The sequence below is a fragment of the Pirellulales bacterium genome, from assembly GCA_019636335.1.
In the GTDB taxonomy this organism is placed as follows: domain Bacteria; phylum Planctomycetota; class Planctomycetia; order Pirellulales; family JAEUIK01; genus JAHBXR01.
Genome location: JAHBXR010000028.1, coordinates 45,442 through 70,782 on the forward strand (window position 1 = coordinate 45,442; position 25,341 = coordinate 70,782).

Consider the following 25,341-nt stretch of genomic DNA (forward strand, 5'->3'; position numbering starts at 1 on the left):
TGGGTAGCAGACGATTCTCCCGCGTGAAATAGTGGGAGCAGGCACGACTCAGCCGGAGAATCGTCAGTGTCGCGCAGCGACAAAAGGCTCGTTCGAGTTTCCACTATTCCTCTTGTTGCTTCGCAACACCGACGATTCTGCGAATTGCGCTTGATCGGTTGGTGAGTCGCACCGCAGAATCATCGGTGCCACCCACCTATCACGATTGATCTGGGGCGATTATCGAGGGAACTAGCATGGCCGCCGCGACGCGTGTCATCGATGCCTGGGCGCAACCCGCCTTGTCGCACATGGGCGCGCGCCTGCCCGAGGTGGCTCCCCTGATGCAGCGTTCCGGCGCCCTGTGGGAAACCGGCATCTCGCCCGAAGACATGCTGCGGCAGATGGACGCCGCGGGCATCGACGTCGTGTTGCTCTCGGCCTGGCACCGTCCGGGGGGCTTCGCCATCTCGAACGACGAGGTCGCAACGATCGTCCGCGACTATCCCGGCCGCTTCGTCGGCATCGCCTCGGTCGATCTCGAACGCCCTATGCGGGCCATCGCCGAACTCGATCGCGCCGTGAACGAGCTCGGCTTCAAGGGCTTGCGCCTGCTCCCCTGGCTGTGGAACCGTCCTCCCAGCGATGCGCTCTATTACCCCCTCTACGTGAAGTGCATCGAGCTCGATATCCCTTTCTGCACGCAGGTGGGTCACACGGGGCCGCGCATGCCCTCGGAGCCGGGCCGTCCGGTGCCCTATCTCGAACGGGTCGCCCTCGACTTTCCCGAGCTGCGCATCGTGGGGGGTCACATCGGTTACCCCTGGACCGACGAGATGATCGGCCAGGTGTGGAAGCACGACAACGTCTACATCGACACCTCGGCTTATCTGCCCCGCTATTATCCGCCGCAGCTCGTGCAGTTCATGCGGACACAGGGGCGGCATAAAGTACTCTTCGGCACGAACTTTCCCATGTTGGGCTTCGAGCGCTGCATGGAACAGGCCCGCGAGCTGGAGCTGCCCGACAAGGTGGCGGCCGATTTCTTCGGCGGCAACGCGGCGCGGGTCTTCAAGCTCGATTGACGCCCGGAGAACGCTCGATGCGTCCGCGTTGCCAGCAACTGCTCGACGACTTGCGCAAGGCCTTCCCGCCGCCGGTCTCCGATCCGGTTCACGATGCCTACGTTGTGTATTCGATCAGCCGCGCGCTTGACCAGGTCGACGCGTTGAAATCGCAAAGCCCGATCCTGGGCAGCCCGGTCGAGCCCGACTGGCAGCATGCCCGGGCGGAAACAATCGCCGCGCAGGGCCTGCCGATCGAGCTGGTGATTCCGCAACTGGTGCGCTATCTCGAGGGGATGTTCGTCTGGGGACATCCGCGCACGCAGGTGAACGTGGTGCCGCCGCCGTCGATCGCCAGCATCATCGGCGTGCTGCTGCCGGCCACGTTCAACCCCAACCTGGTGAGCGACGAAGGAAGCCGGCGCTTGTCCGAGGCCGAGGTGCGCGTCGCGGCGATGGCCGCCGACCTGGTGGGCTACGACGCCGCGACGTCGGCCGGCGTCTTCACGTTCGGCGGCACGGGCGCGTTGCTCTATGCGGTAAAGATCGGGCTCGAGAAGGCGCAGCCCGGTTCGATGCGCGCCGGCGTCGAGCACGGCGCGGTGCTCTTTGCCTCGGAGCAAAGCCACTATAGCGTGCTCAACGTGTCGTCCTGGCTGGGGATCGGCGCCGACCAGGTGGTGCGTATTCCGACCAATACTGACAACGCCCTGCGGCTCGATCTGCTCGAGGCCGCCCTGCGCGAATCGCTGGCCGCGGGCAAGTCGATCGCCGCGATCGTGGCCACGCTCGGCACCACCGACGCCTTCGGGCTCGACGATCTCGCCGGCGTCGTCGCCCTGCGCGATCGGCTGGTGGAAGAATATGCGCTCGACTACCACCCGCACATCCACGCCGATGCCGTGATCGGCTGGGCCTGGTCGGTCTTCAACGACTACGATTTCGACGCCAACGAGCTGGGCTTTCGCGATCGCACCGTCCGGGCGCTGGCCGCCACGCATTACCGCGTGCAGCACCTGGGACTCGCCGATTCGATCGGCATCGACTTTCACAAGACGGGCTATGTGCCCTATGTCTCGTCGCTCGTGCTGGTGCGCGACGGCAACGACTTCGCGCGGATCGCGCGGCCGCGCGAGTCGATGCCCTACCTGTTCCAGTCGGGCGAACATCATCCCGGCATGTATACGCTGGAAACGACACGTAGCGGCACCGGCGTGATGGCCGCGCTCGCTAACCTGCTCTTGCTCGGCCGCGAAGGATTGCGCGTGCTGCTGGGGCATGCGGTGGAAATGGCCGAGGTGCTACGCGAGCGGATCGAGGCCCATCCTGATCTCGTCGTGCTCAATGGCGAGAACGTCGGCCCGGTGACGTTGTTTCGCGCCTATCCGCACGGGACCGATACGTTCACCATCAAGGACCGCGAGCGGAGCGAAGCCGGCTTCGCCGCGCCGTTACGCGCCCATAACGACTACAACCGCCGTATCTTCGAGCGCGTGAACGAGGCGGCGCTGGCCGGACATGGCGTGGCCATCTCGCTGACCGACTGCTACCGCAAAACCGATTACGGCGAACCGATCGTGGCGCTCAAGAGCTACGTGCTGTCCCCCTTCTCAGACGACGACCGCATGCGTTCGATTATCACGCACGTGTTGGACGCGAAACAGGCCGTCGATGCGGCGGGTGGCTAATATCCGCGCCGAAGCCACGTCTCCGCTGGCTGCTCCAGCAGTCGATCTCTTGGGGTGGCACTGGCAAAGCTCGTGCGCGAGCAATTCGGCGAACTTTGTCGGCGACAGCCACGAAGAGTCCCTTCGAGACGGAGGGACCGGAAGGTCACACCACGTCGAAACTCCAGCGAAGCACACGAGCTTGCTACTGACCGCGCGGATTCGTTTGCTGCCTCTGCTTCAAAGACCGAGCGTAGACCAACACCGAAAGTGTGCCCGCCACGGCGGCCGTGGAAGCAAAGATGGAGTTGGCGGTATCATTGGGCAAGGGTGTGCCGAAGACGTAAGCACCGATGCGCACGGCACCCGTGAAGGCCAAGGCAAAGATCACGCCATAGCCGAACGCCGCAATCAGCTTCCAACGCTTCGATTGAAGGAACATGTTCGCACCTGCGCTTGCCACAAGGAATGGAGAACCTTGTTCCGATAAGCGCAGGCATTGCCGGGTTGTTACACGGTACGCGAAAAAACCGCCTGTGCAGCGCGTGCTACACGTCGAGGTTGCGCACCTCGAGGGCGTGCTTTTCGATGAACTCGCGGCGGGGTTCGACCTTTTCGCCCATGAGGACGCGGAACATCTCGTCGGCGGCGCCGGCGTCTTCCATGCGGACCTGCAGGAGGGTGCGGTTGTTGGGATCGAGCGTGGTGTCGCGCAGCTCTTCCGCGTTCATTTCGCCGAGACCCTTGAAGCGGGTGATGGTAAGTCCCTTGCCGCCGGCGTTGCGGACGGCGGTGAGCAGTCCGCGGAGATCCTCGAGGCCGATCTCGTTCTCGCCGCGGCGGAGGACATAGCGCGGCTCTTCGGTGCCGGTGCGTTCCTGGGGGATCAGGCTTTGGATGTCGAAGCCCATGCTGGCCAGTTCGGCCAGCACGCGGTTGATGGTGCGGACCTCGTGCAGTTCGACGATGTGGATGCGTGGGGCGGGTTGGCCGTTGCCGTTGGACTGCGCGTCGTGGTCGGTGACGCGGAGCTCGCTGCCGGCGGCCTGTTCTTCCTGCGCGACGAAGCGATCGAGATCCTCGCGCGAGCTGAACCAGTGGTCGTGCGCGCCGAGGAAGACGTGGTAGATCGGCAAGCGGCCCGTGGCCGCGTCTTGTCGCGTAGCGTGCTCGCGGAGGCTGATGCCGCGCCGTTCGAGGGCGATGAGCGGTTCTTCGAGATCGGCCAGCAGGCGGCAGAGGCGGTTCATGTCGGCGCCGGCGATTTCGCGACCGTCGCCGGGGAGGAAGACGCCGTCTCCCAGGCCAAGCTCGAGGAGCTGCGCCTTCATTTCCTCGTCGGTCTGGACGTAGTAGGTCTCACGCTTGCTCTTCACGCGGAACAAGGGGGGCTGGGCGAGGTAGACGTGCCCCGCCTGCATGAGGTCGTACATCTGTCGATAGAAGAAGGTGAGCAGCAGGGTGCGGATGTGCGACCCGTCGACGTCGGCGTCGGTCATGATGACGATCTTGCCGTAGCGCCGCTTCGAGAGGTCGGTCTCTTCGCCGATGCCGATGCCGATGGCGGAGATGATGCTGCGGACTTCCTCGTTGGCGAGCACCTTGTCGTCGCGCGACTTGTAGGCGTTGATAATCTTGCCGCGGAGGGGGAGGATGGCCTGGTACTCGCGCAGGCGGCCTCCTTCGGCGCTGCCACCGGCCGAATCGCCTTCGACCAGGTACAGTTCGCAGCGATCGACCTCGCGGCTGGTGCAGTCGCGGAGCTTGCCGGGGAGGCCGCCGCTGGAGAGGGCCCCCTTGCGCTCGCGGATGAGCTGCCGGGCCTTGCGGGCGCTTTCGCGGGCTTCGGCGGCGAGCAGGCCCTTTTGCACGATCGTCTTGGCGCTCTTGGGGTTTTCTTCCAGGTAGCGATTCAGAAAGTCGACCACCGCCGAGGTGACGATGCCTTCGATCTCGCTGTTGCCGAGCTTGGTCTTGGTCTGGCCTTCGAACTGCGGCTCTGGCACGCGCAGGGCGATGACGGCGGTGAGTCCTTCGCGAAAGTCGTCTCCCGTGGGGACGAGATCCTTGAAGAGGTTCATCTTCTTGCCGTAGTTGTTCAGCGTGCGCGTGAGCGCGTTGCGGAAGCCCGAGACGTGGGTGCCCCCTTCGATCGTGTTGATGTTGTTGACGTAGCTGTGAACGTTCTCGGTGTAGTCGGTGCTGTACTGCATGGCGAGCTCGAGCGCGATGCCTTCGTACTCGCCCGCCAGGTAGAGGATGTCGGGATGGGCCGCTTCGGTGGCGCGGTTCAGATACTCGATGAACTGCAGAATGCCGCGCTCGTAGTGGAACGTGTCGCCGTCGCCGGTGCGCTCGTCGCGGAAATTGATCCGCACGCCGCGATTCAAGAAGGCCAGCTCTTGCAGGCGGCGGTAGAGGGTGTTGTAGACGAACTTGGTGATGGGGAAGATCTCGGGGTCGGGCTTGAAAGTGGTCTTCGTTCCCACCTTGTCGGTGCTGCCGATGCGGCGCACCTCGGACGTGGGAATGCCGCGGGCGTACTCCTGCTGGTAAACGTGCCCGCCGCGGCAGACTTCCACCTCGGCCCATTCCGAGAGAAAGTTCACCACGGTGACGCCGACGCCGTGCAGACCGCCCGAGGTCTGGTACGCCCCCTTGCTGAACTTGCCGCCGAACTTGAGCACCGTCATCACGCCTTGCAGCGTGGAGAAACCCAGGTCGGGGTGGTCTTCGACCGGGATGCCGCGCCCGTCGTCCTCGATCGTGACCGAGCCGTCGTTGTTGATGGTCACACCAACGTTCTTGGCGTGGCCGGCCATTGATTCGTCGATCGAATTGTCGACGACTTCGTACACTAGGTGATGCAAGCCGCGCAGGCCGGTATCGCCGATGTACATGCTCGGCCGTTCGCGCACGTGCTCGAGGTCCGAAAGATGCTCGAGCTGATCGGCGCCGTATTCCCCTTCGACGCGACGGTAATCGAGCATGTCGGGCGTGCGCGGAGCGTCGGCCGCGGTGGGAAGCTGCGGTTCGGCTCCAGACGACGAGGGATCGCGCGGAGTGGACTTGGTGGGCTCTTGTTCGGCGGGCTGTGCGGACATCGGGTGTTCAAACTCCTCCGTGGAGCGGGCTGCGTCCTTGGTTCAGTGGCTGCGATCTCGATCTTCGAGAGCGCCGACGCGATGACCGCGAGCGTCGTTCGCTCAGGTCACCGGCCCAACGCGGAATCGCAGATTCGTAATCGATTGTTCGGGCAACAGTCGGGCCAACGAGGCCAGCAACTGCGTCTTTTGAAACGTAAGCTCCTGCATGATCGTGGAATTGGCGGCGACCACTTCAAGCACCCCACGGCGGACGGCGGACGGCCGCGTGTGACGCGCGAGCAACTCTCCCGCCGCCTCGCGCCAGGCCGCGGCGAGGGCCTGATTGCCGTGGATCCGCGCAAAGCCGCGGCGGGCCATCAATTCGGCCAGCACGTCGCCGATCGCCTGCGGTCGTCGGGCTTTGGGTCGGTCCATCGAGGGTGGGGGGGCTTGTGTCGAGGTTTGTTACGCCGCTTCTATCTCTCGCGGGCCAGGGGCATGATCACGTAGCCGTAGCCATCTTCGGTGCGGCAGACGGCCGCGCTGTCGGCATCTTTCAACTCGAGCGCGAAGTTCTTCTCGGCATCGAGGACGCGCAGAAAATCGTTCACATAGCGCGGGTCGAGCGTGACGCCGATCTCCGGGCCATCGTAAGCGACCGGTATCTCGACCCGCGATTGCCCCAACTCGGCGCTGCGGGCACTGAGGGTCGCCACGCCGCCAGCGAAGCTGAAGTCGACGCCGCGGCTGGCCTCGTTCGTCACGATCATCGCCTGGCGGACCGCCGAGTGCATCGTGCCGACAACGAGATCGAGCTTGGTGACGTTGTCGCGCTGGGGAAAGACGTCGCGCCATTTCGGGAAACGGCCTTCGACCAGCCGGCTGTAGATCGTGGTGCGCTCGTTGCGCACCAGCACGCTGTTCGGCCCGGCGGCGATGGCCACCTCGGTCTCGGCATCGCTGAGTACCCGTTCGATGAGCGTCATGGCCTTGGTCGGCACAATCGTGGCGTTATCGCCCGTGCGATGCCCCCCCACGGACTGAGCGGGGCCTTCCATCTTGGCCAAACGGCGTCCATCGGTCCCAACCGCCGTGAGCTTGTTCTCTTCCATTTCGAGCAGCACGCCCCCCAAGGCATAACGCGTGCTCTCATTGTCGGTGGCAAAGACGGTACGGCGAATCATCTCGCGCAGCAGCCGGGCAGGAATCTCGTGGTACTTGGCTTCGCCAAAGGACTGCACGGCCGGGAACTCCGTCGGGTTCTCGCCCGGCAGCTTGAACTCGCTCCGCTCGCCACGCACGACCGTGCCGCTGTCGTCCGCCTCGAGGTGCAGCTTCGCATCGGTCGATTCGCGCAAGATCGACTGGAAGCGGCCGGTCGGCAGCACCGTGGCCCCGGGGGTCGTGACCTCGATACCAGGCAATTCGACACGAATACCGATTTCGAGATCGGTCGCCAGCAGCGTGGCACTATCCCCCTGCACTTCGAGCTTGACGTTTTGCAGGATCGGCTTGGGACTGCGGGCAGGGGCTACCGAAGCGGCCGCTTGGAAAGCACTCAGCAGTCGATCGCGTTCGCAGGTGATCTTCATCTTGGGTAGGCCTTTGCCAGGGACACGCTTCGAGCGAGGCTCGTGGTGTCGGGGTCTCTTGTCTAAAAACTCTTTTTAAGAAACAGCAGTGTTTAGGATCCGCGGCAAGCGACTGTTGATGGTTCTCGTCATCCGCAGGCAAACTCTTTGATCCGCAAGGTGTTGAGCCAATTGCTCGCCGGTGGAAAACCTGTTGGTCGAGAGTCGATTGGGTTGTCAGTCGTTCGTCGATGGTGAAGATGCTTTTCGAGGCTGGGGGTCGATCGGTGAATCTCGATGTTGGTTTCCGCCATTTGTCGACGATCGATCGACAGGTTTTCCACAACGATTGTCATTCCCTGGGAGGATTCTTTCGATTTTGCTTGTGCCACTGATCGCGACGGGCAAGCTTGCAGATCTCGTGAGCTGCCTCGGCCAGCGATCGATCCTGGGCGAGCTCGGACGCGATGCGACCGCAGGCATGGAGCACGGTCGTATGATCGCGCCCGCCGTAGTAGCGGCCGATCTCGCTCAAGCTCGCCCCGCTCCAGCGACGAGCCAGGTACATGCCCATGCTGCGAGCCAAGGTCACCCCTCGCCGGCGGGAAGGGCCGCGTACCTGCTCGAGATGCTCGGCAAAGTATTTCGCGCTGGCACGCGCCAGCGAGTCGATTGCCAAAGGAACCGTCTCGGCGCGCGAATCGAGCAAGGTGTGGGCGAGCGATTCTTCGATCGGCGCGCCTTCGTCCACCGCATGCTCTTGCTGGATGGCCGAAAGTTGCACGAGGGCCGCTTCGAGCTCGCGCGGCGAGGCAGCGAGTTGCCGCGCCAGCAGATCACGCGCAGCGGGCGAAAGCTGCACGCCGCGTTCGGCCGCCAGATCGTCGAGCAACTCGCGACGCGAGGGTTCGTCAGGTGGGGCCAGCGTCACGACCAATCCCGCGTCGAGCCGCGCGGCCAGCGCCGGGATGAGGCCCCGTGTCTCCGCCGGAGCATGACGGAGCGAGACTAATACCAGCCCCCCCGCATCGCGCACAGCGTCGATCGTGCGGCAAAGCTCTTCTTGGGCCATGTTTTTGCCGGCGATCAGGTGTACGTCTTCGATGGCCAGCACGCGCACGTCACGCACGCGCGGCCGAAATTCGTCGAGCGATTGCACGTCGATCGCCTCGGCATATTCGCGGGCGAAGTCGACGGCCACGATCTGCACGACTTGCGTCGCGGGCAACAGCCGGCGATGCTCGGCCACGAGCCCCGACAGCAGGTGCGACTTGCCCAGTCCAGGCGCGCCGCAAAAGACGAGCGGGTTGTAAGGTTGTCGCGCGGGAGGCAACGCCGCCAGCACGGCGACGGCGGCGACGCGGTTCTCGTTCCCGACGACGAAGGGGCGCATCGCGGCGTCGCGAGAACGGCCGCGCGCAGCAGCCGCGCCCGAGGCGCGTCCCGACAAGGGGATCCGAAGCACACCGTTCGTCACTGCGGGTCCGTCCCACGCGCCTTGGTTCAGGCGCCAATTTCGACAGGATTCGCATGCCTGGATTGACCGGCGAAAGGCACCCCACCGCGACCGCGCGTTGGGTGTCTTTCGAAGCCCCCTGCGAACCCACAAAAACCGCTTCAAAAAGGCCGCCGCATTATAGCGAATGGTGGGTCGTCCGGCGAGCCGCGCCGGCTGAATTTCGAGCCCGTTTCGCCCCTTGCAGATGGCGGCAAACCTGGGCGATTTTCTCGAGCGCCTGCTCGACCTCGGCAGCCGTCGTCGTCCCCCCCAGGCTCAGCCGCAGGGCGCTCTCGAGGAGGGGTTCTGCGCAGCCCGCCGCCACGAGCGCCGGCGCGGGTTCACTCGACCCGCTCGCACAGGCCGAACCGGTCGAAACAGCAACCCCGGCTAGGTCCAGTGCCAGCAGCAGGGCCTGGCGATCGAGCCCCACCAGGCTGACGCACGTTGTATGGGGGAGCCGGGCAACCTGCTCGCCGTGAATGACGGCCTGGGGCCAAATCTGGCGCAGGCCTGCTTCCAACCGCTGGCGCAGCTCGCTGAGGCGCTGTTGCCGCGCGGATCGCTCCTGTTGCCAGCCTTCCAGGGCGCACCGCATCCCCACCGCCAGCGCCACCGATTCCGTACCAGGGCGAAGACCCCCCTGCTGGAAACCACCGAAGAGCAGCGGCTCGAGCGAGACCTCGGGCCGCACGACAAGCACGCCGACGCCGGGGGGGCCGTGAAACTTGTGGGCACTGGCCGAAAGGGCGGCCACGCCCAAGGCGCGGAAGTCGACGTCGATCTTGCCCACCCCTTGGACGGCGTCGGTGAACAGCGGCACGTTCCGCGCACGGCAGAGTGCGGAGAGCTCGGCGATCGGTTGCAGGATGCCGGTGTCGTTGTTGCCCAGCATGACGGCCACCAGGCGACCGCCAGGCTGAATCAACTCAGCGGCCGCCGCGAGATCGAGAATACCGTCGCGCGTGACGGGCAACGTGACGACCTGCTCGCCCCGCCGCCGCAGTTGCTCGGCCACTCCGGCGACGCTTGGGTGCTCGATGGCGGAAACGTAGATCGCCCCAGTCACGTTGGGGTTGAGCCCTCGCAGGGCGAGATTGTTGGCCTCGGTGGCGCCGCTGGTGAAGAGGATGCGGTCGCCGCGATGCGTGTCGACGTCGACCCCCAGGATTCGCCCGATCGTTTCCCGCGCGGCTTCGATCGTTTGGCGCGCGTGGCGTCCGGCGGCATGTTGACTGGCCGGGTTGCCATAGCCGGCGGCGGCACACTCGGCCATCGCCTCTGCCACCTGGGGCAAGAGGGGGGTCGTGGCGTTGTGATCGAGATAGATTTGGTCGCCGGTCATAGCGCCATTGTAGCAGCCAAGACAACGCCGAGGGGCATGGCACGACGAGGGTGGCACCGACCATGTTGCGACTCTTGATCGGCCAAGTTTGGAGGTCACTCCGCAACATGATCGTTGCCACCCTGGGTTTGCGCGGCCACGTTAGTTTCGCGGTGAGAAGAAGGCTCTACCGGCCGGGGTCTTGGATTCTTGGGTCGGTGGCGTCTTGGATGCCTTCGCCGATCAGGTTGTAAGCCAACACGGCGAGGAAGATGGCGGTGCCGGGAAAGACGATCAGCCACCAGAGCTGGTAGTTCGATCGACCGGCGCTGAGCAGCGTGCCCCAACTGGGGTTCGGCGGCGGGGCGCCGAAGCCGAGAAAGCTGAGGGCGGCCTCGGTCAGAATGGCCGACGCGATGCCGAAGCTGATCGGCACCAGAATCGGCGCCAGCGCGTTGGGCAGGATGTAGCGGAGCATGATGCGCAAGCGCGAGACGCCGATCGACTGCGCGGCGATGACAAAGTCGGCGTCGCGCAACTTCATGAACTCGGCGCGCGTCAGGCGCGCGATCGAGGTCCAGCCGGTGCAGCCGAGGATGGCCATCAGGTGCCAGATCGAGGGGCGCTCGAGGATGGCGATCAGCGCCAGGATCAGCACCAGCGACGGAATGCACATCACCAGCTCGATCACGCGGCTCAGGGCCATATCGGCCCAGCCGCCGAAGTAGCCGGCGATGGCACCGACGGTAATGCCGATGGCGGCGGCGATGCCCATCGAGACGAAGCCGACGGAGAGGGCGATCGTGGTGCCATGCACCATCTGGGCGAAGACGTCGAAGCCCTGCTGGTCGGCGCCGAACATGTTGTGGCGATTCGGCCGCCCCTGATCGCCGGTGGGATTGCCCGGTTGGTCGGGCCATTCCCCCTCGCGCACGCGGCGGTAGGGATCCTGGTAGACGAGTGGCCAGATGGCCCAACTGTCGGGATCGTTCTTCTTCAGGTTCTCGGGGTAAATCTTGCGGAATTTGTCCTTGTAGAAGATGCCATCGGGGTCTTCCCAGTTGCGGTTGAAGTAGCCGAGAGCGGGGAAGTAGAGCTGGCCCTTGTATTTGCAGACGATCGGCTTCGTGCCGGCGATGGCGGGGGCGAAGATGGCTACGATGGTGAGAAAAATCACATAGCCCAGCGCGATCATCGCCAGCTTGCGGCGACGAAAGCGGAGCCAGGCCTCGGCCCAGAAGCCGCGCGAACGCACGACCGGCGCCGCACTGGGGGCGGGCGCGGGAGCAGGCGGTTCGAGGGTCGTGGCGGGGGGTGACATCGAGCGTAACGTGAAGGATCCAGAGACGGTTTACGAGTAGCGGACGCGCGGATCGACGATGGCGTAGAGCATGTCGGCCAGCAGTTGCGCGACGAGGGTGAGCAACGAAAAGATGAGCGTCAGGCCCATGATCGTCGGGTAATCGCGCTCGCGGATCGACTCGAAGAAGAGGCGGCCCATGCCGGGCCAGGAAAAGATCTGCTCCAGGATCACCGAGCCGCTCAAGAGGGATGGCAACGTCAGCCCGAGCAGCGTGACGAAGGGGATGAGCGTATTGCGGAAGGCGTGATGCACGACGATGCGCAAGGGAGAGACCCCTTTGGCCCGGGCGGTGCGGATGTAGTCCTGCTTCATCACCTCCATCATGTTCGAGCGGATGAAGCGGCTTTCCATCGCCAATCCGCCGTAGGTGTAGCAGATGACGGGCAGCAGTGCGTGCCGGAAGAGATCCCAGGACTTGTCGAGAGTCGACATGTGTGCATAGTCGTCAGAGACCATGCCGAACAACGGCAGCCAGCCGAGCTTCACGGCGAAGATGATTTGGAGAAACAGCGCGGCGACGAAGGCCGGAAACGAGTAGAGCATGTACAAGAAGAGACTGAACGCGCGTTCGTCGGTCTTGCCGTTGCGCACCGTGGCGTAGAGGCCCAGGGGGATCGACAGCAGGTACGCGAGCACGAGCGACGTGAGCGAAATCGTCAGAGTCGGCGCGATGCGCTCTCGAATCAGGCGCGACACGGGTTGCTTGCGCGAGATGGATCGCCCCAGATCGAGCCGCGCGACATTGCTCAACCACTTGAAGTAGGCGACATGAACTTGATCGTTGAGTCCGAACTGCTCGCGCATGCGCTCGATTTCTTGTTTGTTGAGCGCGCGGCCGGGGTCCATTTGCTCGAGGGCGAAGACGGTGGGATCGCCCGGCATGAAACGGATCAGGCCATAGATGGCAAAAGTGATCAACAAGAGTGTCAGCGCACCGATGAGCAGACGGCGGATCACGTAGCTGAGCATGACGGTGGGCTGCGTGAAGGGTGTGCGTTCAGACTGCGGATGGGCTACAGGTACTACGCAGCGGACCTGGTTATTGGGCAGTGGACCAGATGGCGTCGAACCCGGGGCCGTAGTTGTAGGGTCCGCGCGGGCTGAACATGTAGCCGCGCAGATTTTTGTTGAAACCGTAAAACGAACTCTGAAAAAAGAGGAACGTGTACGGTTGATCTTTGTAGATCAGCTCGTGGATCTTGGCGTAGATGGCGGCGCGCTTTTCCCGGTCAAACTCGCGGCGACCCTGCTCGAAGAGCTTGTCGACCTCGGGATTCGAGTAGTTGACGAAGTTGCGCGCCTCGCCCGTCGCCCAGACATTCTCGGCCGTGTCGGGATCGGCTCCGGTGCCCCAGCCGCCGAAGTTCGCCTCGAATTTGTGCAGCAGTAAGCGCTCTTGCAGCACGGTCGTTTCGAGCGGCGTGACATTGCAGATGACGCCGATCTGGTCGAGGTTCTCCTTGAGCAGATTGCAGATCTTGATGCGCTCGGGCACGTTGGCGACGAGCAGATTGAACTCGAAGCGGACCATCTTGCCGCCGATCTCCTTATCGCGGACGCCATCGCCGTCGTGGTCCTCCCAGCCCGCCTCGTCGAGGAGTTGCTCGGCCTTGTCGAGGTCCTGGGTGAAGGGGGGCGCCGGGTTCTGGGGGGCCATCCAGGCGGTGTGATGGAAGATGCCATTCGACGGCTCGTTCAAACCGTAGAGCAGGTTGTCGAGCAGTTCGGTGTGATCGAACGCATACGACATGGCCGTCCGCACGCGCACATCCTTGAACAGGGGTGAGGAATTGTTCCAGCCGAAGTAGAAATAGAGCCACTCGAGTCCCGTGGCCTTCGTGTTGCGACGGTAGAAGTCGTCGTTCTCGGTTTGGGTCTTCCACTGCTCGGGGGTCAATTCGAGATCGTCGATATCGCCATTCTTGATCGCCAGGAGGGCCGTGTTGTTGTCTTCGATAATGCGAAAACGGATGGTCTTGAAGTAGGGCTTGTGGCGGACCTGCTTGCCCTCGTGCATGTACCATTCGTCGCGGCGTTCGAGGACGATTTCTTGTCCCCGCACACGGCTTTTGATCTGGTAGGGGCCGTTCACGATGGGGGAGTTTTCGAGCCGTACGTGCTCGTCGGAGTTTTGCAGGCTGGGATCGGCGTCGAGGGTCTTTTCGTAGATGTGCTTCGGCACGATGGGAAAGTTGACGTTCCAGATGTTCGTGGCCAGCGGTTCTTTGTGAAAATAGACCAGCGTGTAGTCGTCGTAGGCCTCGACCCAGCGAATCTTGTCCGTGCCGGAGCGCACCGCGGGGATCGGCACGCGGGGGTCCATGATCGTCTGGAAGCTGAAGACGACGTCGTGGGCCGTGACCGGCGTGCCGTCCGACCAGGTGAGGTCGCTGCGGATGACGACCTTGTCGTACATGTAATCGTCGCTCGTCTGCCACGATTCGACCGTCGACGATACGGCGAAGGGGGTCATGTTCCAGTCAAAGCCGAACAGCCCGGCGCCGGTCATGCCGATGACGTCGAACTCCGCCGTCGAGCTGATCATGATCGGGTTCGTGCTCTTCACGTCGCCACGCAGCCAGCGATTGATCGTGGCGTTGTAGTTCACGTCGGCGTCGCTTTCTGGGGGGCGTCCCAGGGCGCTTAAGATCTTGTCGTTGGCCTCTTCCGAGGTGTTGCGTAGCTTGAGGGCTTCCTCGACCGTGGCGAGCTTTGGTTGCTGGGCCAGGTACGTCTTGTACTGCTCGAGCGAATCGACCGGCGTGTGATCGATCCAGCTCACCTTGTCGTTGAGCTCGGCGAGCGTGGGGGCATCGAACGGCTCGAGCGTCGTCGGCTGCTCGGGGGTGGCGGGGGTCTGCTGTGCGTCGTCGCGCAGCTCGGTGGCCTCGGTCGTGTTGGGCGCGTCGCTGGGCTTGCCGCCGCAACCGGCTTGTAGAACCAAGAGACCCATCGCCACCAACCAGGCCAATCGCTGGGCCGAGAGCTTGCCAACAGGGGAAGAGAGGGTCATCGGTCCGGGCATCCTTTCTTCTCGGTCAACGATCGTGCCGCGAGGACCCAGTGGGCGTGCCGCGACAAATAAGAGATGTTTCGCCGGTGAGGGTGGCTTTCCGTGCCAGGGCGAGTGGGCTTCCTTACCAAACAAAGCTGCCATGTGCTCTCGCACCGTGCGAGCCTGGGCTGCGTATGCAAACGGGGGGGAACTTCCCTCGTCCGGCGAGGCGAGGGCAGAGCTCGCACCGGGCCTCTGTCGAAGCAAAGGCATGCTACAGAATGGGTTGTGAACGGTCAAGTTACGGCCAAGCCGTGCGGAGTCCGCGCGGGAAAAGGCCCGCCGTCGCCGCACGATGCTCCCCCGCCAGGCATGGCCACAGAGGGCTGGCCGCTCGACGTAACTCCAAGCGCTGTCGCTACCTCGTGTTGCCCGGTAGGGACTGTGTCGTTACTCTATGCGGGGATTTTTCGCCTTGAAATTTGCCCGTTGCCGCCCGGAAGAAGACCTGGGGGCGACGTCCGAGATTGCCGTAAATCCATCTGAAATCCGCGCTCGGCGAGATCGAGCCCGTTTCGGTTCGGGAGATTGCTATGTCTTTGTCGTACCCGGTCGCACATCAGCGCACCGTGTTGTGGGTGGTGCTGGTCCTCGTCGCGATTTCGCTCGGGCACGCGCCTGCCGCGTTCGCCTGGCAAGAGTCGGGAGATGCACAGTGGATTTGGGCGCCCGATCAGCAGCCGGGAGAGATTCCGCCGGGAACGGTCTACTTCCGCCGCGTGTTCAACGAGAACGACCCCGAGCGCGGACAGGTCGAGATCACCTGTGACGACGCCTTCACGCTGTATGTCAACGGTCGCGAAGTCGCCAGCGACGCGGACTGGCACACGATGAAGATCTATGACATTCACAAGTATCTCTCCAAGGGGCGTAACGTCGTCGCTGTGCGGGCCGAGAACAGTACGGGGGGGGATGCCGGTCTGGTGGCGCTCGTGACCGTGAAGCGCCGCGGGGGGGCGGACGTCTCTTATTCGACAAACGATCAATGGCGCGTCTCGACCGAAGAAATCGCCGGTTGGGAACAGCGCGGCTTCAAGGATGGCGACTGGGAAAAAGCGGTCTCGCTGGGTGAATTCGGCCGCACGGAGCCCTGGGGCAATCAGGTCTCGCACCCCGGTGGAAACTCGGGACGCTTCAAGACGCCTCCCAATTTTGCCGTCGAGCGCGTCGCGTCGCCGCAGGCCACTGGCGGCATCGTGGCGATGGCCTTCAACGAACGGGGCGAGATCATCGCCTCGCAGGAGCGCGGCCCGCTGTTGATCGTGCGCGATGCCGATGGCGACGGTGTGCCCGAGGCCGTGTCGACCTATTGCGACCTGGTCAAGAATTGCCAGGGCATCCTGCCGCTCAATGGCATGGTCTTCGCCGTGGGGAGCGGCCCCGAAGGCGTCGGCATGTATCGCATCGAGGATGAGAACCGTGATGGCACGGGAGACAAGGCGACCAAGCTCCTCAGCTTCAAAGGAGACATGGGGGAGCACGGTCCGCACGCGCCGGTCCTGGGCCCGGACGGGCTGATCTATGTGATGCTCGGCAACCACACGGCGCCGGACGGAGTCGAATACGACCCCAGGAGCCAGCATCACCATTATTACGAGGGTGATCTGCTCCAGCCGAAGTATGAAGATGCCGGCGGCCACGCCGTGGGAATCAAGGCGCCGGGGGGCGTGGTCATTCGCACCGATATTGCGGGCTCATTCGTCGAGCTCTACACGGGGGGCTTCCGCAATGCGTACGACATGGCGTTCAATGCCCGGGGCGATCTCTTCACGTTCGACTCCGACATGGAGTGGGACGAAGGGCTCCCGTGGTATCGCCCGACGCGCGTGAATCACTGTATTCCGGGGGCCGAATTCGGCTGGCGGAGTGGCTGGTCGAAGTGGCCCGACTACTTTGTCGATAGTCTACCGTCGACGATCGACATCGGGCGCGGTTCGCCCACGGGGGTGGAGTTCTACAACCATCGCAACTTCCCGACCCGCTATCAGGACGCGTTCTTCATGGCCGACTGGTCGATGGGGCGCATTCTGGCCGTCAAGATGCAGCCGGCGGGAGGGACGTATCAGGCCCGCACGGAAGTCTTTCTCACGGGTCGTCCGCTGAACGTGACCGATGTGGCCGTGGGACCCGACGGTGGGCTTTACTTTTCCACCGGCGGGCGCGGCACCGAGGGGGGCATCTATCGCGTGGTGTACACAGGCAAGATTCCCCCACCTCCGGAATCGAAGGGGGTGATGCAGGCGATTCGTCAGCCGCAGTTGCAGAGCGCCTGGGGACGGGATCGCGTGGCGGTGCTCAAGCGCGAAGTCGGCACCGACTGGGACCGGCAGCTTCCGCTGCTGGCCGCCGATCCGAAGTTGCCGGCGCTCGATCGCGTCCGTGCGCTCGACCTGATGCAGCTCGTAGGTCCCTTCCCCACGAGCGACCTGCTCGTGAGGCTCTCGACCGATACGAACGCCGACGTGCGTGCCAAGGCGGCCACGCTGATGGGCATTCACTACGACGATGCCACGAACGCGCGACTGGTCGAGTTGTTGGGCGATGCCGATCCGACGGTGCGCCGTCGGACGTGCGAGTCGCTGGTCGCCGTGGGGCATCAGGCGCCGGTCGAGAAGCTGATCGCCCTGTTGAACGACCCGAATCGCTTCGTCGCGTGGTCGGCGCGTCGGGCACTCGAGCAGGTGCCGCAAGATCAATGGAAAGACGCGGTGCTCGGCACGGACAAGCCGCGCCAGTTCGTCGAGGGGGTCACCGCCCTGCTGGTGCTCGAACCAGATCGTGAGACGGCCGAGCAGATCATCTCCGGTGTCGGTCGCCTGATGCGTGGCTTCGTGAATGATGCGGACTTCATCGGCCTGTTGCGCGTGGCGCAAGTGGCGCTGAATCGCGGTGGACTGACGGGGGACGACGTGCCCGAGTTCCGCCGCCAGTTGGCCGAGGAGTATCCCTCGCTCGAGCCGCGGATGAATCGTGAACTGGTGCGCTTGCTCGTCTATCTGCAAGCGACCGATGCGTTGCAGCGCATGAGCGACGAATTGGCGCGGGCCGATAATCCCCTGGCCGAGAAGATTCATCTCGGCACGCATCTGCGGTTCATGAACGAAGGTTGGACGACGCGGCAGAAGCTCGACCTGTTGCGGTTCTACGAGTTTGCTCGCTCGCAACCGGGGGGGCACAGCTACAAGGGCTACATGGACAACTTCGGCCGAGACTTCGTGGCGCTGATGACCGAGGACGAGAAGGAGGAGATCCTGGCGCATGGGGCCGAGATGCCCACGGCGGCGCTGGCGGTGATCGCCAAGTTGCCGGCCGAAAACTCCCCCGAAGTGATCGATCAATTGATTGCGCTCGATCGCGAGTTGGCGAGCGTCGATTCCGATTCGGCGAAGATGGTACAGACGGGCGTCGTGGCGGTGTTGGCCATCAGCCCCCATCCGGCGGCCATGTCCTACCTGCGCGAGCTGTTCGAAACGGTGCCCGATCGCCGGCAGGATGCCGCCATGGGACTCGCCCAGCAGCCAGGCGGAGAGAACTGGCCGCTGTTGCTGCGGGCGCTACCGATCCTCGACGGCGGCGCCGCGCAGGAAGTCATCATGAAGCTCGGCACGGTCGATCAGAAGCCAGAACAGCCCGAGCCGGTGCGTCAGGTGATTCTGGCGGGTCTGCGCTTGAAGAACAACGGCAGCAATCATGCCGTCGGGCTGCTCAAGAAATGGACCGGGCAGGATCTGACCACCGACGAGCAATCGTGGGATGTCGCCCTGGCCGAATGGCAGAAGTGGTTTGCCTCGAGTTATCCGAACGAGCCGCCGGCCGAACTGCCCCAGGTGGCACATGGCAGCAAGTGGACGTTCGACGAGCTGCGCGACTTCCTCCAGTCGGCCGAAGGGGGCGCCGGCAATGCGCAGCGCGGCGGACAGATCTTTGCCAAGGCGCAGTGCATCAAGTGCCACCGCTACGGCTCTCAGGGCGAAGGCATCGGTCCCGATCTCACGACCGTGAGCCAGCGCTTCCAGCAGAAAGAGATCCTCGAATCGGTAATCTTCCCCTCGCAGGTGATCTCGGATCAGTACGCCAGCAAGTCGGTCGTCACCAGCGACGGGCTCACCTACACGGGCATCGTGGGGGATGCCGGCACCGATGCGGTGGTCGTGCTGCAATCGACGGGGGAGAAGCGCGTCATCCCCAAGGCCGATATCGACGAGATCGTGCCCCACGCGAAGTCGGCCATGCCCGAGGGACTCTTCAACGAGTTGGCCCTCGAGGAAATCGCCGATCTGTTCGCCTATTTGAAGCAGCCTCCGGTGCAACGCTCGGCGGGACGGTAGGTTGCCGCCGCCGTGATGCCCCGATGAGAGATCGTCGCTCGCGCGCCCTTTGCGGAAAGAGTGAATTCGCGGCTGCGCTGCGCAGGCCTGGGTCTCTGGCGTCGAGGCGAGTGGCCGCAGGATCGCCCTCTGAGTGGTTTTCTGCTTGGTCGTCCGCCCCCCGGCCGATTACATTTGCTCCTGCTGTCGGGGGGAGCACCCATGCTTCAAACGTTCCCCCGGCCGGTTACACGGAACATCGGGAGCAGTCGACATGCGTGGGCGAGCGAAGCGCCGGAAGGGCAACTCCATACGAAAGTCGCGCGTCGGCGGGACACGACCGATCGAGTCGCGGACGAGCCTCGCCCGGATGGAAGCGCTCGAAGATCGGCGCATGCTGAGCGGCTTGAAGGCCTTTTACGGGGCCGAGGGCTTCGGCTCTGAAGCGACCGGCGGACGCGGCGGCGAAGTCTACATCGTCACGAATCTGAACGCTTCGGGCCCGGGATCGTTCCGCGAGGGGGTCGAGGGACCACGCTCTGGTCCGCGGACGATCGTCTTTGCCGTCGGCGGCGAGATCAACCTCAACGGCGCCCGCATCCGTGCCCGCAATGCCGGCTACGGCGATCTGACGATCGCCGGGCAAACGGCGCCAGGGGGCATCGTGCTGCGGAACGGCTACTTCGAGACAAACAACGTCTCGAACGTGATCGTCCGGCATCTCACCGTGCGCTGGGGGGACACGTCACAAGAGCGCGACGCTTTCTTCGTCACCGATACGCAGAACGCGATCTTCGATCACATCTCGGCCTCGTGGGGGACCGACGAAAACTTCTCCATCACGCGCAACGTGACCAACATCACGTTGCAGAATTCGCTGATCGCCGAGGGACTGCGCTCGGGGCACCAGTATGGCAGCCTGATCAACTCCGAATATGCCGGTGGTGGCCGCATCACGCTCTACGGCAATCTGTACACCAACCTGCTGGGGCGCATGCCGCGGGCCGCCTCGCAGAACGGGCAGCCCTTCTTGCTCGAGATGGTGAACAACGTGCTCTACAACTGGGGGACCGGAGGCGACTGGGGCGCGCAGCCCACCGCCACCTCGAACGAATACGCCAGTTGGAACCTGGTGAACAACTACCATATCGCCGGTCCGAACAGTTTTCAGATCTTCGGCAATCAGCATCGCATGCTGCTGCACGCCGGCAGCGGGGGCGACGATCTCTACATGTCGGGCAACTACATCGATTCGGATCGCGACGGCGTCCTCGATGGCACGCTGGCCAACACGTCGAATCTCACCGGTTCGTACAACCTGTTCAACCAGCCGTTCGCCGTGCCGGAGTGGGCGCAGATCTCGAACCTGATGTCGGCGCAAGACGCGCTGACGTACGTCCTGGCGAACGTGGGGGCGCAGCCGTGGAATCGCGACGGTGTCGACGCGCGGCTCGTCAGCGAAGTACAGAGCTGGGGCACGCAAGGCTCGATCAAGACGAGTCGTCCCCCCTGGCCGACGATCAACGGCGGCACCGCCCCCACCGATACCGACAAGGATGGCATGCCCGACTACTGGGAAACGTGGTACGGCACGAATCCCCTGGTGGCCAACAACAACGCCGTACACAACGATATCGGCTACACGGATCTCGAACAGTACCTGCAGTGGCTGATCGATCCGGACTCGATCGATCCGATTGCGGTGCCCCCCACGGCTTCGGCCGGTGGCCCCTATCTGTTGCAGGAGGGGAGCGCGCTGGTGCTGGCCGGCAGCGGCACGGATCCCTCCGGCACGCTGGGGCCGCTGACCTACTCCTGGGATCTGAATGGCGATGGCGTGTTTGGCGATGCCACTGGCGCCGCGCCCACGGTGAGTTGGTCGCAACTGGCGGCGCTGGGCATTCAGGACGGGCCCGCCACGTTCAACAACGTGCGCCTGCGCGTCACGAACTCCGTGGGCACGGCCACGACCTCTTCCTCCACTTTGTTGACGGTCGAGAACGTGCCCCCCACGGTCGATGCCGGCGGACCGTACGCGATTGATGAAGGGGCTGCGCTCCTGCTGGGGGGATTCGCCAGCGACGTGGCGGCCGATCCGCTGACGTACACCTGGGATCTCAACGACGATGGCGTGTTCGACGACGCGCTGGGACCGAATCCGACGCTCTCTTGGGCCGAGCTGCAGGCGCTGGGCATCGTGGACAACGGCACGTTTACGATTTCGCTGCGCGTCAGCGATGGAGATGGCGGCGAAACGACCGCGACGACCTCGTTGACCATCGCGAACACGGCTCCGGTGGTTGATGTTGGCGGGCCTTATACGATTGTGGAAGGGGCCTGGCTTACGCTGGCGGGCAGCGCGATTGATGCCGGCGGCGCGGCCGATCCGCTCAGCTATTCGTGGGACTTGAATGGCGATCTCGTCTTCGACGATGCCGTGGGGCCGGCGCCGGTCGTCACCTGGACGCAGTTGGTGGCGCTGGGCATCGTCGATGGTCCGGCCACGTTCGCCGTGCGGCTGCGCGTGAGCGACGACGATGGCGGGGTGACCACGAGCGAGCCGGTGGAACTCGTGCTGGAGAACGCGCCCCCCATGGCCGGCATGACCGGCACCTCGGTCAGCACGCCCGGGCTCGTCCATACCTATTCGCTCTGGGCACTCGATCCGACGACCGTCGATCAGGCTTTTGATTTCACCTTCGAGATCGACTGGAACGGCGACGGGACGCCCGATCAAACGCTCGCCGGGGCGAGCGGCACGCAGGTGACGCGCTCGTTCGACACGCCCGGCACGCATCGGGTGCGGGTCCGCGCGACGGACAAGGATGGCGGCCGGGGAGAATGGTTCACCTATCCGGTACACATTTGGCGCGTGCGGCAGGTGGGGGCGGACGTGGAATGGGACGGCTCGGACGGCGACGATCGGGTCTCGTTCCACGAGCTCGCGCCCGGCCAGATCGAAGTGCGGACGCAGGTCGTGGGGGGCACGACCATCAACGTGGTCCAGACATTCAGCGGCGTGACGGGACGCGTGATCGGACGGGGCCACGGCGGGCGCGATCTGCTCGATGCCGGCGCGCTGGCGACGTTGCCCGTCACGCTCGAAGGAGGCCGGCACAGCGATACGCTCATCGGCGGCGCGGCCGATGACCTGTTGCGGGGCGAGTTTCCCGGCGCCGCCGGCGACGGTGCCGAGGGGAACGACTCGATTCTCGGCGGACCGGGCAACGATCGCATCGAAGGAGATGGCGCCGAAGGGGGCGAGGACACGCTCCGCGGCGGGCCGGGAGACGATACGATTCTCGGCGATGCCAGCGACGGCGCCGAAGGGCGCGGCGACAGCATCTTTGGAGACGAGGGGGACGATCAACTCTTCGGACATCACGGCAACGATCGGATCGACGGCGGCGATGGGCACGATTTGATCACCGGCGGCGACGGCAGCGAAGGGAACGACACCCTGCTCGGCGGCGCAGGGGACGATATCCTCAGCGGCGGCTCGGGCAAGGATAGTCTCGTGGGGGGGGACGGACGCGATCTGCTCATCGGCGGCGTGGGGCTCGACACGCTCGCCGGTAACGGGGGCGAGGATCTGCTGATCGCCGATCGTACGAGCTTCGATCTGAATGCGGCAGCGCTGATGGCGATCCATGCCGAATGGCTTTCGGCGCACAGCTACGCCGAGCGGATCGAGCATCTGACCGGCACGCCGGGGGGGGCCAACGGCAGTACGTTCCTTACGCCGGGGGTCACGCTGTTCGACGACGAGGTGGTCGACGACCTCACCGGCGGCACGGAACTCGACTGGTACCTCTACAGCCTGCTCCAGGATGTGCTGCACGACGAAGAGCCGGAAGAAGAGACGTTGGATCTTAGCGGCTTCGTGATGCCGTAGGTCGGCTGCGCGCCAGTTGCTCGTCGGACGGAGGAGTGATCCACGTCGGACGGAGCAGAGCGCGGCGAGGACGTCGCGTGGAAACGCGGCTATTGGCGGCGACGTTGATAGCGGCGGCTGGCCTCTTCGAGCGTGTTGCGTTCTTCGCGGGTCAGGCTGGCTTCACCCTCGCGCGAGATCTTCTCGAGGATCGCGTCGACACGTTCCTGCAGCGGGCGCTCTTCCTGTTCGCGCGGGTCGTGGACCTTGAGTCGCGGCTTGCGGCGCAGCGCGCGGGCCGAGGAAAAGGCCCCGGTCAGCCGACCGAAGTTCCAGCCTCCTTGGTAATAGGCACACGCGAATGCCGCTCCCGCCAAGTGGGCGGTATATGCCACGTTATCCTTGCCGTAGAGGCTGGTCCCGCTAAAGGCGGAGAACAGGTCGTAGAGCACAAACAACACAGCGGCCACCCAGGCGGGCATGGGAAGCACGAAGAAGAGTAACACGGTCACGTTGCGGAAGTTCCAGGCGAAGAGGATGGTCACGCCTGAAATCGCTCCCGATGCGCCGAGCATCGCGTGTCTCGGATTGCCGTACGTAAACCAATCAACTACGCACCATACGACCGACGCAAACACGGCGGTTACTAGGTAGAATCGCAAGAATTCGTAGCGGCCATAAACTTGTTCCACGCCGCGGCCGAAGATGAACAGGCCGAGCATGTTGAATAAGATGTGCCTGATATCTTTTGGATCGTGCGCAAACGCGGCGCTGAGAAATTTCCACCAATCCAACGGGTGCCACATCGTCCCGACGCTTACCTGCATATTCTCGGTCAACCAGTTGTCGGGCGTGAGCATGTTCAGCACATACAGCGCCACGTTCACCAGGATCAGGATGACCACCATCGAGCGTTCGGTACCGGGCCCAAAACCGAAGGCGTTCTGATCGTCGCGGTAGTATTCGCGGTCGTAGATTCCCATGCGTGACTTTGCGGTCGTTCGTTCAGGTTGATCGAGGGGCGGGTATCAGCGAGGTTCGCGGGGATGGCCCGAGGATTCTGGGCACGCCGCACAGTGCGTATCTTGGCCGGGTAGGGGTGGCGGCAGCAAGGGCGCTTGCCCTGTTGGCGAAAGAAGTTCGCCGCCGCGCGGCCGAGCAGGAGATGGAGAGAGAGCCGAAGCCGGCGTTGAAATGGGGCGATTACGGACGAACGGCGGCAGCGGCGGGCCGGGCCGATTGCAACTCGGCCAACTCCGCGGCCAGGCGCTTATTCTCGGCGAAAAGCCGATCGATGCCCGCCTGCACCTCGGCCAGCCTGGCGGCGACCTGCTCTTCGTGCTGGACGACGGCGTCACGTTCGCGCGTGTATTTGGCCAGCTCCGTCTCGAGCGCGGCGATTTGATCGCGCCGCGATTGCTCTTGCGCCAGTGCCGCCTTGTGCGCCGCCGTGACGTAGGCGAGGTCCTTCTTGGCGGCTTCGAGCTGGTCGATCTCGATCGTGCGCAGCCGTGCATCCTCGCGGAAGATCACGTCGTAGTCGCGCAACTTCCGCACGAATTTGCCCTCGACGACCTGCTCGGGCGGATCGTTCGGGTCGGCATCCTTGCCATCCTTCTCGTATTCGCGCCGCGTGGCTTCGGGCAGCATGGCCATGTGGTCGGGATTTTCGGGATCGAAGATGTCGTGCCGGTCCGAGCGGAGCACGTCGGCCAGCATCCAAGGGCCACGATGTTCGATGAGACGCTGCAGGGCCGTGGGAGAAAGCTTATTCGCCGGGGCGAGGGCGATGCCCGTCTCGCCAATGCCCACGACCTTGAACTGCCCCAAATAGGCACCGACCTGACCTGCCGGGGGCGGAGGTGGCGGCGTGGGCGCGGCGGCGGGTGCAGCGGGAGCCGTGCCGGCTTCACCCGTCTCTTCCTGCCCTTCGGCAGGTTCGACAGGAGCAGCGATTTCGTCTTGCTGGAGCGCTTCTTCGAGTGGGTTCGCCGCGGCGGCCGGCGTGGCGGGTTCCGGTTGATCGAACACGAACAGCACGGCCTTATCGTCGATCGGCGTGGCGGGTGGAACCGTGAAGGTGATCGTCACGTCTCCCGTCTGCGGATTCACGGGGCCAGGGATGGCATCGCGCCAGATACGGCCGCGATCGACCAAGGCGCTATGGAGCACCGGCCGCAGGTTGCGCAGCTCTTTCTCCGCGGCTTCACGCGACACCGCGGCGTCGGCGATCGCCTTCTCGTACTTTGCGACCTCGCCGTGCCACGCCTGGTGCGTCTTCAGCGCCCGCATCGCCAGATAGAAGAAGGCGAGCGAGACGACGGCGATGAGGCCGATCAGCACCTTGCTCCAAATACTCATATTGCCTCGATCCGCAATTCCGATCGGCAGAGACGGGCGTGCCTACAGCACCCCGGGAAACCGGCCCGGTCGCAGGTCTCTTGTGTGCGATACTCCAAGCTACAAAGGAACTTGCGCAGCTTGGTGGCAAGCATCGATCATAAATGGGGGTTTGGGTAGTGTCAAGAAAATCTGCTTGGAGAGGGGTGGCAG

15 protein-coding genes are annotated in these 25,341 nt (G+C 64.1%); 4 read left to right on the top strand and 11 right to left on the bottom strand.

What is annotated here, in order from left to right:
- Positions 1-236: 236 nt before the first annotated feature.
- Positions 237-1,064, top strand: a complete 828-nt coding sequence (locus KF708_21550; protein MBX3415285.1) for an amidohydrolase — start codon at positions 237-239, stop codon at positions 1,062-1,064.
- Positions 1,065-1,081: 17 nt separating this feature from the next.
- On the top strand, positions 1,082-2,731 hold the full coding sequence (locus tag KF708_21555) for an aspartate aminotransferase family protein (protein ID MBX3415286.1): 1,650 nt from the start codon (positions 1,082-1,084) through the stop codon (positions 2,729-2,731).
- A gap of 184 nt (positions 2,732-2,915) precedes the next feature.
- Here the strand turns inward: KF708_21555 and KF708_21560 are convergent, their stop codons facing one another.
- From KF708_21560 to KF708_21600, 9 genes are all read right to left on the bottom strand, one after another.
- Positions 2,916-3,152, bottom strand: coding sequence for a hypothetical protein (locus KF708_21560; GenBank protein MBX3415287.1), 237 nt, complete (start codon positions 3,150-3,152; stop codon positions 2,916-2,918).
- A 106-nt stretch (positions 3,153-3,258) separates the two neighbouring features.
- Positions 3,259-5,700, bottom strand: a complete 2,442-nt coding sequence (locus KF708_21565; GenBank protein MBX3415288.1) for a DNA gyrase subunit B — start codon at positions 5,698-5,700, stop codon at positions 3,259-3,261.
- 216 nt (positions 5,701-5,916) lie between these two features.
- The gene (locus tag KF708_21570) at positions 5,917-6,231 is read right to left on the bottom strand and encodes a DUF721 domain-containing protein (GenBank protein MBX3415289.1); all 315 of its coding nucleotides are present in this window, start codon (positions 6,229-6,231) and stop codon (positions 5,917-5,919) included.
- A gap of 41 nt (positions 6,232-6,272) precedes the next feature.
- Positions 6,273-7,388: a DNA polymerase III subunit beta gene (dnaN, locus tag KF708_21575; GenBank protein ID MBX3415290.1), complete on the bottom strand. Its 1,116-nt coding sequence runs from the start codon at positions 7,386-7,388 to the stop codon at positions 6,273-6,275.
- Between the two features lie 331 nt (positions 7,389-7,719).
- Positions 7,720-8,832 carry a hypothetical protein gene (locus KF708_21580; protein MBX3415291.1) on the bottom strand — a complete coding sequence of 371 codons (1,113 nt, stop codon included), beginning with the start codon at positions 8,830-8,832 and terminating at the stop codon, positions 7,720-7,722.
- Between the two features lie 169 nt (positions 8,833-9,001).
- Complete coding sequence (locus KF708_21585; GenBank protein MBX3415292.1) at positions 9,002-10,210, bottom strand: cysteine desulfurase; 1,209 nt, start codon at positions 10,208-10,210, stop codon at positions 9,002-9,004.
- Positions 10,211-10,376: 166 nt separating this feature from the next.
- Positions 10,377-11,510, bottom strand: a complete 1,134-nt coding sequence (locus KF708_21590; protein ID MBX3415293.1) for an ABC transporter permease — start codon at positions 11,508-11,510, stop codon at positions 10,377-10,379.
- Positions 11,511-11,540: 30 nt separating this feature from the next.
- Entirely contained in the window at positions 11,541-12,521 is a 981-nt protein-coding gene (locus KF708_21595; protein ID MBX3415294.1) for an ABC transporter permease, read from the bottom strand.
- A gap of 70 nt (positions 12,522-12,591) precedes the next feature.
- On the bottom strand, positions 12,592-14,577 hold the full coding sequence (locus KF708_21600) for a peptide ABC transporter substrate-binding protein (protein ID MBX3415295.1): 1,986 nt from the start codon (positions 14,575-14,577) through the stop codon (positions 12,592-12,594).
- A 563-nt stretch (positions 14,578-15,140) separates the two neighbouring features.
- Between KF708_21600 and KF708_21605 the strand changes: the two genes are divergently transcribed.
- A complete protein-coding gene (locus KF708_21605; GenBank protein ID MBX3415296.1) occupies positions 15,141-18,935 on the top strand; it encodes a HEAT repeat domain-containing protein in 3,795 nt (1,264 codons plus the stop codon).
- A gap of 349 nt (positions 18,936-19,284) precedes the next feature.
- Complete coding sequence (locus tag KF708_21610; protein ID MBX3415297.1) at positions 19,285-22,809, top strand: hypothetical protein; 3,525 nt, start codon at positions 19,285-19,287, stop codon at positions 22,807-22,809.
- 89 nt (positions 22,810-22,898) lie between these two features.
- On the opposite strand, the gene KF708_21615 is transcribed toward KF708_21610, so the two are convergent.
- Both KF708_21615 and KF708_21620 read right to left on the bottom strand, forming a co-directional pair.
- Positions 22,899-23,771, bottom strand: coding sequence for a rhomboid family intramembrane serine protease (locus tag KF708_21615; protein MBX3415298.1), 873 nt, complete (start codon positions 23,769-23,771; stop codon positions 22,899-22,901).
- A 220-nt stretch (positions 23,772-23,991) separates the two neighbouring features.
- A complete protein-coding gene (locus tag KF708_21620) occupies positions 23,992-25,149 on the bottom strand; it encodes a hypothetical protein (protein ID MBX3415299.1) in 1,158 nt (385 codons plus the stop codon).
- Positions 25,150-25,341: the final 192 nt, after the last annotated feature.

What these genes read in the sequence shown, in the direction of transcription:
- KF708_21550 (MBX3415285.1), top strand. Translation starts at nt 237, where the DNA reads ATGGCCGCCGCGACGCGTGTCATCGATGCCTGGGCGCAACCCGCCTTG.
- KF708_21555 (MBX3415286.1), top strand. Translation starts at nt 1,082, where the DNA reads ATGCGTCCGCGTTGCCAGCAACTGCTCGACGACTTGCGCAAGGCCTTC.
- KF708_21560 (MBX3415287.1), bottom strand. Translation starts at nt 3,152, where the DNA reads ATGTTCCTTCAATCGAAGCGTTGGAAGCTGATTGCGGCGTTCGGCTAT.
- KF708_21565 (MBX3415288.1), bottom strand. Translation starts at nt 5,700, where the DNA reads ATGCTCGATTACCGTCGCGTCGAAGGGGAATACGGCGCCGATCAGCTC.
- KF708_21570 (MBX3415289.1), bottom strand. Translation starts at nt 6,231, where the DNA reads ATGGACCGACCCAAAGCCCGACGACCGCAGGCGATCGGCGACGTGCTG.
- dnaN (MBX3415290.1), bottom strand. Translation starts at nt 7,388, where the DNA reads ATGAAGATCACCTGCGAACGCGATCGACTGCTGAGTGCTTTCCAAGCG.
- KF708_21585 (MBX3415292.1), bottom strand. Translation starts at nt 10,210, where the DNA reads ATGACCGGCGACCAAATCTATCTCGATCACAACGCCACGACCCCCCTC.
- KF708_21590 (MBX3415293.1), bottom strand. Translation starts at nt 11,510, where the DNA reads ATGTCACCCCCCGCCACGACCCTCGAACCGCCTGCTCCCGCGCCCGCC.
- KF708_21595 (MBX3415294.1), bottom strand. Translation starts at nt 12,521, where the DNA reads ATGCTCAGCTACGTGATCCGCCGTCTGCTCATCGGTGCGCTGACACTC.
- KF708_21600 (MBX3415295.1), bottom strand. Translation starts at nt 14,577, where the DNA reads ATGCCCGGACCGATGACCCTCTCTTCCCCTGTTGGCAAGCTCTCGGCC.
- KF708_21605 (MBX3415296.1), top strand. Translation starts at nt 15,141, where the DNA reads ATGTCTTTGTCGTACCCGGTCGCACATCAGCGCACCGTGTTGTGGGTG.
- KF708_21610 (MBX3415297.1), top strand. Translation starts at nt 19,285, where the DNA reads ATGGAAGCGCTCGAAGATCGGCGCATGCTGAGCGGCTTGAAGGCCTTT.
- KF708_21615 (MBX3415298.1), bottom strand. Translation starts at nt 23,771, where the DNA reads ATGGGAATCTACGACCGCGAATACTACCGCGACGATCAGAACGCCTTC.
- KF708_21620 (MBX3415299.1), bottom strand. Translation starts at nt 25,149, where the DNA reads ATGAGTATTTGGAGCAAGGTGCTGATCGGCCTCATCGCCGTCGTCTCG.